Raw genomic sequence first — 12205 nt, 5'->3', positions numbered from 1 at the left:
ATGTTTTTCCCCGTATCTTATGGAGAAACAAAGAAAAATGCGTATCTTTGTCGCGACAAAAGTCAAACGGTTATGAATATAGGACTTATAATTGCTGGCGGATCAGGTAATCGGATGGGGCAGGAGATTCCCAAACAGTTTATGCATGTCGATGGTGCCCCAATCATTATCCATACATTGTTGTGTTTCCAACAACACCCCGATATAGGAAAGATCGCTGTGGTATGTCTGAGAGGGTGGGAGACGGTGTTGCAGAGTTATGCAAACCAGTTTAACATCACGAAACTAGCTCATATATTTCCTGGCGGAAATTCCGGTATGGAGTCCATCCATAATGGTATCTATGGTTTGAAGGAGGCAGGTTATGACGATAATGATCTTGTGTTGATTCATGATGCAGTCCGTCCCCTGCTCTCCCAGGAGATTATTAGCAGCAATATCGCTACCTGCAAGGCCTATGGCTATGCCGTGACAGGTATCAGATGTCGGGAGGCGATTTTGGAGAGTTCTGATGGCTTTTCTTCTATGACCACTATTCCTCGCGATACACTCATCCGTACTCAGACCCCTCAGACTTTCAGTCTGAAGAATATTATTGCGGCACATGAAGAGGCTAAGGAAAAGGGTATCACCGATTCTGTTGCCTCATGTACTTTGTGTGCGGAATTAGGTGGCCGGGAGATGCATATTGTCCCAGGATCGGAGAAGAACATTAAGGTTACGACTATTGAGGATTTGGAGATTCTCAAGGCTTTGATGCACACGTCGAAGGACAAGTGGTTAAAATAATCCCTTTGCGTCTTTTTTCCCCAATAATATGGGGAAGTGTCGCTTTGCAATCACGATAATGGGATAGAGCACTGCCAAGATAATGATGGTGACAGGAAGGGCTGTATACCAGTGATAGCAGATGTTTCCAGAAAGCCCGAGCAGATGTTTGAGAATGAGATTGGTCAGACTGACAAGTGGGTAATGGAGACCAATGATGACCAATGTACCGATGGAGAGATTGATGACGATATTTGCTTTGTACCTATCCAGAAGCAAACAGCCGTAAAGGGTCCCGAACAGAAATAGTAGGTTCACTGGGTAGAATAGGACGATATGCAACAGAAAGTTGCCTTCATGCAGGTGCCAGAAGAAAACAAGGAAACTTAGTGAAAAACAACCCAGACACATCAGTAGATCCCTCTTGAAATGACACTGACGGAACATCTTTCTTTGTCCCATGACATAGCCGATATAGTAATAGGGCAGTCGACTGAAGATGCCAATGGGTGTGAGGTTCGGTAAAAATTCGTATCTCTTATTAGCGGCGTAGAGAATAACGGAGAGAAAACATAGCGTGATCATAATCGCATGTAGATGCCGTCCTTTCCTGCACCAGTCGATTAGAAGATGCATGAATAGGATAGCTGGCAGGTACCAAAGAGAACCGTTCAAGGGTTCTGTAAAAGAGTTTTCGTGTTGGAACAGCAGGGCGCCGAGGATGGGACGCATAGCATGGAACAGATCAGGCATCCCTCCATTTTGCAGATAGAATCTGACCAGCCAGAAAGGGTAGACGAGTGCATTATACAGGAGGTAGGGGAGAATAAGGCTTATCCAGTATTTGTGCCAACGATCTTTCGTACTCTCCCTGTCCTTCTTTAAGTAGCCTGATGCCCAGAAAAATACGGTAATGATGGTTGCCTGGAGAAAGCGATAGTAAAACCACTCTTGAGACTGGGGCAAATGACAGAATACGACGGTACATACAGCCATGCATTTTCCCCAATCAATCCAGTTGATGCGCTCCCTCATAAGTTGTCAGCCCTTAGTCGTTCCTTCAATTCATTGCATAGTTGTTTGGAGAATTTCTCCGCACCTTGTCTGTTGAGATGACCAAAATCATAGAATAGTTCTGCGTGTCCCACGTATGCACTATCCCTAAAGTGGTCTATGATGGGGATGCCGTTTGCCTGCGCCAGTTCCTTAGGGAAACGATATATATCTTCCTGCGAACATATATACATGGGCGAAACGGTTATAAACAGCTTGATATCCTTTGACTTACAGTCTTGAATAAACCTTTTCATCAGTTGTGCTTTCTCTGAACTGATAGGGTATGGGTATTCTTCTGCTTTAACACCAGTGGTGTCGAGTGTTCCGTCCAACGGTTTCCAACCTTTCAGACTCCTGTCCATGGAACCATGACTGCCAGTAATTAGGTTAGGCAGGCTTCCAGTATATCTGTAGACCATAGACAGACGGTAAGGCCAATAATTCCCAGAGAGTTTCAGCATCTCGTCACAGGTTTCACTCATCCCACAATATGGGGCCAACGATCCAGCCCGCTCTTTTCCCGAGTAGGGCGTGTTCAGCCAGTCGCAGGGATGAATCTCGAAGACGATGATCTTGGGGGTATAGCGAGATAGGATATTCCCCAGCAATCCATAATGATAGTAGATATTTTTAATGCCCCAGTCGGCGGCATTGTAACATGACATCTGGAGTCCCTTCTCAAAAACCGAAGGTATGAAATGGTGCAGACATCTCGAACTGCCGATGAAGAGCAACGAGTCGTAGGTGCTCTCGTTCGAATAACTAATCTTGTACTCGTCTGTCGCATTCGATTGCCGATACAGATATCCCAACGCAGTTCCCAACGCACGATCCATAATAAAGAACAGACAGGCGATGATGACGATATGTATGAGTAGCTTTTTCATTTTAGAACTGGAAATAAATGAACTGGTTATTGTCGAATACACCGAAGAGCAGGATACAGACGATCTCAAAAGCCATCGTTAATTCATACTTCCATTGGTCCATCACTCGCGGAAGGGGAATTGTCGTCTTGGGGAACCATTCTTCTTGGATATCTGTATATATCAGGGCGATTGTGCAAAAGGCTGCATTGCACATTGTGGCCATATCTATAAATAGACCACCCGACCAGTGTGAGAAGATACAACTCCAAATGTTGAAGAACTCAGAGAGGGTCGACGAATGGAAGAACATTAAACCAAAGGCAACGATCAGGTATAGTCCTGCCATCTTCAACACGTATGGCTGAGTGGGCCAGCCATGTGAGTTGACCTCAATTTTCCTTTTTTTGAAAAATGCACCGTTTCTCATCAGAGGGATATACCAGAGTCCTTGGTAGATACCGAAGATGAGAAAGGTCCAGTCGGCACCGTGCCACATGCCAATAAATGCCATGTTAAGCATAATGGCGATGATGGTGCCGTTGACACCCAGTTTTCTGTATTTAATGTTCAAAGGCAGGAACACATAGTCTGTCAACCAACTCGTCAGTGACATGTGCCATCTGCTCCAGAACCCTGCTATGTCTGTGACGAAAAATGGCCGTTTGAAGTTCTCTGTCACCTTGAATCCCAGTATCAGTGCGACACCAATAGCCATCTCACTGTATCCGCCGAAGTCGGCATACATTTGGAGCGGATATAGTAATGATGCAAAGATGATGGATATCGTAGAATGGTGCTCGTAGTTGTTCCAGATAGCGCTCACATAAATGTCCAGCCGGTCGGCGATACACATTTTCAGAAACATTCCCCATAGGACTCGTCTGAAGCCAAGTGTGAAGTTGTCCGGGTTAAAGACTCGTACCTGATTAAGTTGCTTGAGGAAAGGCTTGGGACGGTCGATAGGGCCGGATAGGATTGTCGGAAAGAAAGCGATGAAGTTCGCGAAGCATATGAGGTCTTTTTCCTGATGAATCTTACCGTTGTATATGTCCAGCACGTAGCTCATCAACTTGAAGGTGAAAAAACTTAGACCTATGGGGACAACCAGGTGTAGCGTTGTCCAACTAAGGTGTAGTCCTACGGCTGAGGATAATGATACAATGGACTCTGCAAAGAAATTGAGGTATTTGAAATAGAACAGAGCACCGATGCCGATGACTACTCCCGCGTTGGTCAGTATGGCAGCCTTACGCTCGTCTTCCTTGTCAAGATAATGACTGACGCCCTTGCCGAGAAACCAGAATGCAAGTGTCAGAGCTGCTAGTCCTCCTGCCATCTTGATGCCCACCTGTGAATAGAACCAATACGAGCAGCCCAAAAGAAAAAGATTCTGCAGACTTCTCTTTGTCTGGCATATATAGTAGATGACCAGAATAATCAAGAAAAACCACAAGAAAGACAGAGAGTTGACTACCATCTTAGATTCTCTTCATGATACTGTCTATCAAGTCACCAACGTTTTCCCATGAGAGGATTTCGCGTGAGCTGAACTCAATGCCGAATACATTTTCAATGGCAGCAACCAACTGAACATGACTGAGCGAATCCCAGCCTTCTACGTCTTCAGCTGTCGCCTCGTCGTATAGTTCGATATCGCTCTGTCCCAGCTCTTCACGGAATATCTCTTCCACACGTTTTAATACTTCATCTCTTTCCATATGCTTGTTGGGTTAATATGAGTAAGGAAATCTTTTGCCATGCAAAAATAATATTTTTTGGTGAATTAACCAAATCTTAGATGTCTTATTTGTATCTTTGCAGTCAGAATGGCAACGCAACGGATAAGGTATATTGATGCAATGCGAGGGTTCACGATGATCCTCGTCGTGTTTGCGCATGTCTGCCATTTCTGCTTGGGCGATTCTAGAATGGGCTATAACACGGTATTCATCCTCTTCCGTTTGCCGTGTTTCTTTATGCTAAGTGGTTGGCTGTTTGAACCTGTTGCCCGTTATCCTTTCATGACGAATGTCCGCCATAAGTTCATGGTTCAGATTGTTCCTACGTTTATCTTCCTCATGCTCTTGGCCCCTCCGCCCTTGTTCTTCCATCAATTGGGTGCATTGAAGGGTGGCTATTGGTTCACGTTTGTGCTCTTCGAGTTTTTCATTCTGTATATGCTTTCAATTCGATTGGGCAGAAGGTGCAGTCTCCTAATGCCTTTGGCAATCAGTGTGGGAGCATACTGCTATGCTCGTTATTATAGCAGTATACAGTCATCGGCCGTTGGCATCCAAGCCTCTATGGTCAGTGTTCTTGGTTTCTTGAGTGTTGTCTTGTGGCGCTTCTTCTTCTTTTTCGCCATCGGTGCATGGATGAGGCGACATTTCGATGCTTTTATCTGCTGGACAAACAAGCCCGTTGTCTTTCTGACTATTGCGGTTGTATTCTGTGTCGTTGCCTCTTCGCCACATCTGTCAGATATGTGGTACGAAATGCTCCGATTCTATGTCGGAGGTATCTCGGGCATGTGGCTAGTGTTCACCTGTTTCCGTCTTACCTGTTCATGGCTTGAGCGTATACGTCTATCCAGGCCATTGCAGTATGTGGGACAACGGACGCTTGACATCTATCTGCTTCATTATTTCTTCCTGCCTCGATTCCTAATGCCATATGCAGATCGACTGCAAGCCTTTGATAGCCGACTTGTCGAGTTCGTGGCGATCATGGTCATCTCACTTGTAATTTTGGCACTCAGTCTACTGGCTAGCCGCATCATTCGCCTCAGTCCTTTTCTGGGGCACTATCTCTTCGGAGTGAAGTATGCGAAAGAACAGCCTATAGGTAAATGATGATGAAGAACGACGCAATCCAACCGATGATGCAGAATTGAATGAAATGATCTTTCACCAGAGCCTTCGTCGGACTACCGCTTAATCCATAGACAATCATGTTCTGCAGGTAGCGTAGCAGTCCTGCCAGCACCCATCCGCTTGTCAGATAGACATAGCGAGTTCCCATTCGTGCGATTACTTCTTCCGACATGGTATACATGATGTAGCACACCATCGTAATTGCGGCGATGATTGCTGTTGCCTCGTTGATGAATGTCTTGTTATAGCCTGTAATGCTAACCCTCGGCTTTGTGCCCGTCTGCTCGAAGATACGATAATCGTCGTTACGTTTGGTAAAAGCGAGGAACAGTGTGACGAGGAAAGTCATCATCACAAGCCAGTGCGATACCCAGATGTCAGTTGCCAGTCCTCCGATGAGTACGCGCATCACGAAACCGATGGCGATGATTGATACATCGACGATGGCATACTGTTTCAGACGAACACAGTAGGCGATGTTCATGAGCCAGTAGGCGATGATGATACCATAGAGAAATGGGGCATTCTGACTCTGTATGAGTGTCAGCAGAGCAAAGGCGCTGATAGTGCAGAGAATCATCATCGTATATCCGCCGCTTGTCGATACAGCTCCCGAGGCTATCGGACGCTTACATTTCTTAGGATGCTGACGGTCGGCCTTTACATCCTGCAGGTCGTTGAAGCAGTAGATGGAACTGGAAATAAGGCAGAACGAAACGAACACGATGAACGTGGGCCAGAAGAATGCTTCTTTCAGCAGGTTACTACTAAAGAAAATAGGTGCGAACACGAACCCGTTTTTGAGCCACTGCAGAGGCCGAAGCAGTTGAATATAGGATTTGATTTTTTTCATGTCAGGTGGTCATTTGTCATTTTTCTATTGCAGTGAAGAATTGTTGGGCGAAGGTGTCCTTGTCGAAGAGCCTGGCATGCTCAATGGAAGCCTGCGCCATTGCCGCCCGTTTCTCAGGATGGTCATAGAGATCGAGAATGGCTGAAGTTAGGTGATCGACGAACTGATCGTCTGTGTCGAGCAGTATGGCATTATGTTCTGTTACTTCCTCTGGGATGCCGCCGCGTCGTGTAGCGATGATAGGCAGTCCCATCGCCTGTGCCTCCAGAACGGTAGTTGGGAAAGGGTCGTCCCAGACAGAGGGGATGACTGCCGCGTCAGCCAGTCGGATGTAATCCGGCACCTGCGAGTAGGGTATGAAACCCGTAAAGATAATCTGATTCTCAATATCCTTCGTCTTCTTCTGCAACAGGTTGATATATGAATCGTTGATGCCCGTATTGCCATAGAACGTGCTGCCTAGGACAAGCAGTCTGATATGCGCATACTCCTTCAGTCTGAGCATGGCATCAACTAATTCACTGATTCCCTTCTCTTTGTTGATCCGTCCACTGAACACAATGACGAAATCGTCATCGGAGAGTCGAACATCTTTCCTGCTGATTTCTCTTTTCGTGATTGGAGAGAAAGCCTTCAGGTCGATGCCGTTATGCACGGTGACACACTTGTTGTCTCCTGGAAGGATGGCCTGGACACACCTTGTGATATGGTCAGACACAGATACAATCACAGATGCCGCATCGTAGATCTCTTTGGCTTTAGGAGAGTTATAGCTTAATTTCTCGTTGTGAAGGTGGTAGACTAGCCTTGCTGTCGTCTCATCCTTTAGTTTAAGCGCATAACCAGGTCGGTTCTCTAGAACGATGAGGTCGTAGTGTCGCTTCTTGAGATGTCGCAGGGCCTGATCAAGGAAATATTCGATGGCGTAGTGGTAGTATTCCTTACCATGCGTTTTCTGGTAGATTTTCTTTCTGATCCTTGCAAAGAGGGAACGAACCTTGATATACACATAGTGGTTCACTTCTGATTTCTGGGCGGGATGCTTCTTTACATCAGGATGCCACACACTGTAGATGGTGATATCGTGAAGCCTATGCTGATTGTTATATGCCAGATAGAAGTCTATCAAGTTCTCTACAGCTCCTCCTTGTACGGCAGGAACGGGTAGGATGCCAGATGTCAGGATCGCGATTTTCATATGATCTACCAGTCTAAGATCTCTTTGCCGTTTTCAAAATGGAAGAAGTCGATAATTTTCGAAAAACTGTCCTCCGTGAACTGCTGTTCTCTGGTCTCCAGAAAACAAAGAGGTACTTCACCGATAAATGAAGCCCAACGGGAGTAGCTGCTGAAGGGACCGATGATACGGTCGCATATCGAGAGCGTATATAGATCAAGGATGGCGCCAGACGGCTCTTTACCGAAGCGACGACAATAGCAGTCCGGGAACATATCCATCGCGAAATCTTCATTGCTGCTAATGAAGAAGGCGACCTTTTTATTTTTGTATAACTTTTGAAGTCGTAGCATGAACTGGTGATAATCCTCCAATTCGTAGAAAAATCTTCCCTGGTTCCATGTCGCATAGTCTCCACGACGGATATGTACGCCAACGACCATATCGGCGGATTGCCTCATCTCACTCATCAGCCATTCCGCCTTGCTGGTGATATCGTCGTGAGGACGGAAAATGTGCTGAAGTTCATGTTTTGTCTGTTCTAGATAATGGGTGTCAGTTCGTGTACTCCATCCCTTGGTGCATCCGAAGAATTTGAATATCCGGTCCCATCGCTCGTTGTGCGTTACCTTCCAGGTCAGTCCCTTGTAATTATTCCAGCCATTGCCTCTCTCGAGATACCACTTATGGTATAAGGGGAAGTAGATGAATGGGCAGTGAAGCAGGTTGGGAAAGTCCTCGATTGTCCAGTCGAAGAAAAGAATAACCATTCTTTTCCTCTCGGCAATGCATCGTGCAATGGAGGTTACATATGTCCAAAGCCTATTGCACGTCTGTCCTGGAGCATCACAGATAATTCTCATGACCGTTGTACATTCTTTACATTTTCTGCAGTGCAAATATAGGATAATCTGTTGGATTATACAAGAAAAAGTAGTGTTTATTTGGGATATATAGAAATAAATCACTATTTTTGCAGTCAAACATCAGATGACATGAAGACATGTAGGATCTTCGCCGTTGTGATCTGTGCTGTCGTGGCTTTGGTACTCATCTTTGGCCTTCTATATCTACGATGGCGACATCTTTGGGCTCTTGACGAAGCTCGTCCTGCCTATGAGATGATCCGTCACCACGACGATACGTTGAGGGTAGTCATGATAGGGGATAGCTGGGCTGGACTGCATCAGACGATGATGGGCGACACTGTTTTTCAGGCTCTTTTGTCTCGTGAGGTTGGCAGACCTGTCCTGTTCCGCTCATCAGGCAAGGGAGGTGAGAAGAGTCGTGGCATCTATCATCTGATGTTTCAGGATGATGGCTATGGCACCCGTCCGTTGTTGGTTGAGCATCCCGACTTCTGCATTATCTCTGCCGGCATAAATGATGCAGCTGCCAATCTTGGGCCTCGTCAGTACTGCCATTATTATCGTCTGATACTCACTTTTTTATTGGATCATCAAATCCGTCCTGTCGTCTTGGAAATGCCAGATGTCGATATCTGGCATATCTATGGGGGAAAACCTATGAAGGATAGGGTGGGCGACTTCCTGAAATCCGTGATGACGGACTGTCGTATGTACAGTGTCACGGCATATCGCGAAGCCCTATTCCAGATGCTTAACGATGAGGCTCTGATGGATCAGATCGTTTATATTCCTGTGTCACGATGGAATAGAAATGGTCTGGGCATCAATCAATCGCTATTCATGGACGATCTGATTCATCTGAACCTCCGTGGTTACGAATTGCTCGATCTCTCTATCGCCAATGCAATAAAAGAATCTATTCTGAGGTTACTATGTACCAGTCACCATCGGGAACAGACTTGTAGCCTGTCAGCACGTAGTTGGTGCCAGCACCCTCTGCAGCATTGTTGGCAGGATCGAACTTGTAGAACCGGCCCCCCAGTACGGTAATCTTCGCAGCACCAGTATTCTGGTTCGTATCTTTATTGGTGCGGTTGGCATCAAAGCAGTTGAGGGTGAACTTGCTGCCGTCGGCATTGAACTCGCCACCATTGATGGTCAGATTGCCAGTATATACGTAGAAGAGCTCACCCTTTTCCAACTGACTGAACCTACCTCCGTTGACAACGCATGTGGGAATGCCGTCGTAGAGGGAACCGCTGGATTTCTTACCGCGCTCTGTCCAGACCATACGCGTTGGCGCGACATATTCTGCATTCCCGTTGAATGTCAGACTGGTGTTCGTGGCACTGGATGTCTTCATATAGCACATCGCATCTGTCGTCACATCGGAGGTCACCTTACCATTGCCTGTGAATGTCAGTCTACCACCATTGAAGAGATAGATGTTACTATAGAGCTTGGACTTGTCAGCAGAATTGGTGCCGAAGTTGTAACGTCCAGTAAACTTCAGATGATAACCGTTTAGGTTGATAGTCACATCATAGCCAGAGCCAAAGGAGAGATAGTCCTTACTGTCGATGTCGTTGTTCAGTTTGATGTTTATGACAGTATTCTTTTTAATGTAGTAGGCATAGTTATATGCCGCCTTGATGTTAGGGAAGGTATAGTATGTTCCAGTCTCTCCGTCGAGAGATAAAGAAACACGGCCTTCTTCAGGGTCAGAGGTTGGTGAAATTTGGTAGATACAGTCATATGTACCTCCTATGGTATTTATCTCTCCCCACCGAAGACCTTCATCGGCTGTCAGGAACACATTGATGTCTTTTTCCAACTTAATATTGTCAATGTTTCCTCCTGGGACCAGATTGAACACCTGGGCATTCGAACTGCTGGTTTTGATAGTCAGTGTCTTTGTCTTGTAGCTTACATCTGAGAGGATGCCTTGGTTTAGGGTACTCCAGATAATCTCCTTTAATGGCTCGTTGGTGGTTAAGGACTTGATGCCACAACCTGAACTGCCATATTTGCAATCGATGATAGCATTATCTGTGTTAACAACGAGATCGTCGACCATACCGTAGATCTCAGCACCGGCAGAGCCAGAGGAGAGATGAAGTTTTTTGATACTGTTACTGCCGCTATAGGTCATCTTTAGCATCGATGGGGAGCTATGTGTCACTGAGCCTGTTACTTTACATTTCGTCATGGTGGTCGTTCCACCTGTAATGATCATTGTACCGACGGTGACAACTTCCGCTTTGGAATCTTTGCTGCCAAGGGTGATGTCGTGGGCGGTTGTGATGACATCGATAAGGTTGTCCTTGTTGGTGGCGGTGATTGTTGTACCCATTGTGGAGTTGTTGATGATATTGTCCACCTTGCCACCATCAATGATGATGTTACCACCGTTAATGCTTAGGTTCTCCACTCTTACACCATGGCCAATGATTAGTGTATTGGTGGCGGTGGTGGCAGTGATTGACTTGTATACCGTGGTCGAGCCCGATGATTCCAGAGCCACAGTTGTCTTAGGCAGACTGATATCCAGACTGACGTCAGAAGCATCGGGCTGTGTAATGGTCAGACTATTCTGTGCCTCGCTAGAGTCGCTGGAAGAGTTGTCCGTGATAACCAATGGACTGGTAACGGATGTGCCGACAATCGGTTGAGCGAAGTTCAGTCCGATAGATGCGTTCCCGCCGATGTTTGGTATGGCGATGGTGTTGTCTCCATTTCCAGATTCTATACCACTTTCGGAGGCGCTGGTGATATTTACCTCAATCTTCTCACCATTTCCTATGGTACTGATTTTATCGCTGATCTCAGAAGGATATCCTGCTGTTATATCCACGTAATTCACTTCTGCGCGATAGAGTTTGCCACGTGCGAACTCACGGCTTGTCCACGACTTGATGTCTCTGATCTCACCATGAACCTTTGCCTGTAGCTTCAGATCATAGGTGTTGGCAGGGATTGGTATGAACACTATACGGTTCTCCTGACTGGTCGTCTCTGGAAAGGTCACCTTCACTTGCTTAGCACCTCCGGAGACATAAGATAGCTTGGGCAGGGATGTTTCCGACAGACTGCCCGAGGTAAACGTACCTGAGAGGAACTGTGTGGATGACGATAAAATAATGTCCGATGTCCCCACAGGGAGGTTCTTGAATTTAATCCTGATCATAGCTGCCAGATGGTGGAACGCTAGGGAAGTATTCCACGATGCCCACATTGGAATGACTGTCTTCATCAGTTCTTTTTCGTCAACCGTCTGCGAACTGTAGGCGATTTCATTGGGTAGCGTCATGGTCAACTTCTTCGATGACAAAGCATCGACATTAGAGGCTGGGAAGACGGCATATGCCTCTGTGCCGTTTTCAATCACTGGTGCCCCTGCATAGGTGAAGCTGGCGCTCTGCTTGCCACTGTCTTTCGCTTTAATGTTCCATGTCTCGTCCTTAGAGCCGTCGCTGTTGAACACTTTAATAGCATCCTCACTGGTCCACACGATATTAACATCGTCGACAGCGGCACGAGTGGTACTCCCATTGTCGATAGTTGCTATGATACTCTTACAGATTAGAGACTCTTTAGAGAGTCTATCTTCGTTTGCGCATGCTGTTGCTAGCATGGAGATCGCAATTGTGAAAATGATTTGTGCGTATTTCCTCATGTCGTTTGTGGTTGGCGTTGTTTAGATATCTTCTGGATCAAAAGGATCGGCCGTACCGCTACCA

The 12205-nt window shown here is 46.2% G+C and carries 10 protein-coding genes; 3 read left to right on the top strand and 7 right to left on the bottom strand.

The genetic code is table 11. The features are described 5' to 3' along the window. Window positions 1-72: 72 nt before the first annotated feature. Window positions 73-789, top strand: a complete 717-nt coding sequence (locus BLU99_RS03310) for an IspD/TarI family cytidylyltransferase (protein ID WP_091899726.1) — start codon at window positions 73-75, stop codon at window positions 787-789. Here BLU99_RS03310 and BLU99_RS03305 read toward each other — a convergent pair. Genes BLU99_RS03305 through BLU99_RS03290 form a run of 4 tightly spaced genes read right to left on the bottom strand, consistent with a single transcriptional unit; the run spans window position 781 to window position 4411 of the window. Beyond that, window positions 781-1803, bottom strand: coding sequence for an acyltransferase family protein (locus BLU99_RS03305; protein WP_091899725.1), 1023 nt, complete (start codon window positions 1801-1803; stop codon window positions 781-783). The genes BLU99_RS03310 and BLU99_RS03305 overlap by 9 nt on opposite strands. After that, window positions 1800-2711 carry a hypothetical protein gene (locus tag BLU99_RS03300; protein ID WP_091899724.1) on the bottom strand — a complete coding sequence of 304 codons (912 nt, stop codon included), beginning with the start codon at window positions 2709-2711 and terminating at the stop codon, window positions 1800-1802. The genes BLU99_RS03305 and BLU99_RS03300 overlap by 4 nt, the downstream gene beginning before the upstream one ends. A 1-nt stretch (window position 2712) precedes the next feature. Further along, window positions 2713-4170: an MBOAT family O-acyltransferase gene (locus tag BLU99_RS03295; RefSeq protein WP_091899723.1), complete on the bottom strand. Its 1458-nt coding sequence runs from the start codon at window positions 4168-4170 to the stop codon at window positions 2713-2715. Window position 4171: 1 nt separating this feature from the next. Beyond that, on the bottom strand, window positions 4172-4411 hold the full coding sequence (locus tag BLU99_RS03290; protein ID WP_091899722.1) for an acyl carrier protein: 240 nt from the start codon (window positions 4409-4411) through the stop codon (window positions 4172-4174). Window positions 4412-4519: 108 nt separating this feature from the next. On the opposite strand from BLU99_RS03290, the gene BLU99_RS03285 reads away from it, so the two are divergent. Further along, entirely contained in the window at window positions 4520-5545 is a 1026-nt protein-coding gene (locus tag BLU99_RS03285; protein WP_091899721.1) for an acyltransferase family protein, read from the top strand. Here BLU99_RS03285 and BLU99_RS03280 read toward each other — a convergent pair. Genes BLU99_RS03280 through BLU99_RS03270 form a run of 3 tightly spaced genes read right to left on the bottom strand, consistent with a single transcriptional unit; the run spans window position 5532 to window position 8366 of the window. Beyond that, entirely contained in the window at window positions 5532-6419 is an 888-nt protein-coding gene (locus tag BLU99_RS03280; protein ID WP_255397426.1) for a UbiA prenyltransferase family protein, read from the bottom strand. The two genes, BLU99_RS03285 and BLU99_RS03280, sit on opposite strands and share 14 nt — an antisense overlap. Window positions 6420-6435: 16 nt before the next feature. Beyond that, complete coding sequence (locus tag BLU99_RS03275; protein WP_091899720.1) at window positions 6436-7617, bottom strand: glycosyltransferase family 4 protein; 1182 nt, start codon at window positions 7615-7617, stop codon at window positions 6436-6438. Between the two features lie 5 nt (window positions 7618-7622). Next, window positions 7623-8366, bottom strand: a complete 744-nt coding sequence (locus BLU99_RS03270) for an alpha-1,2-fucosyltransferase (protein WP_176771022.1) — start codon at window positions 8364-8366, stop codon at window positions 7623-7625. Window positions 8367-8591: 225 nt separating this feature from the next. Between BLU99_RS03270 and BLU99_RS03265 the strand changes: the two genes are divergently transcribed. Further along, entirely contained in the window at window positions 8592-9515 is a 924-nt protein-coding gene (locus BLU99_RS03265; protein WP_091899718.1) for an SGNH/GDSL hydrolase family protein, read from the top strand. The last annotated feature ends 2690 nt before the right edge of the window (window positions 9516-12205 follow it).

Source organism: Prevotella sp. lc2012, assembly GCF_900107065.1.
Classification (GTDB): domain Bacteria; phylum Bacteroidota; class Bacteroidia; order Bacteroidales; family Bacteroidaceae; genus Prevotella.
The sequence above is the reverse complement of the archived record's forward strand: the minus strand, read 5'-3'. Positions and strand labels throughout refer to the sequence as shown.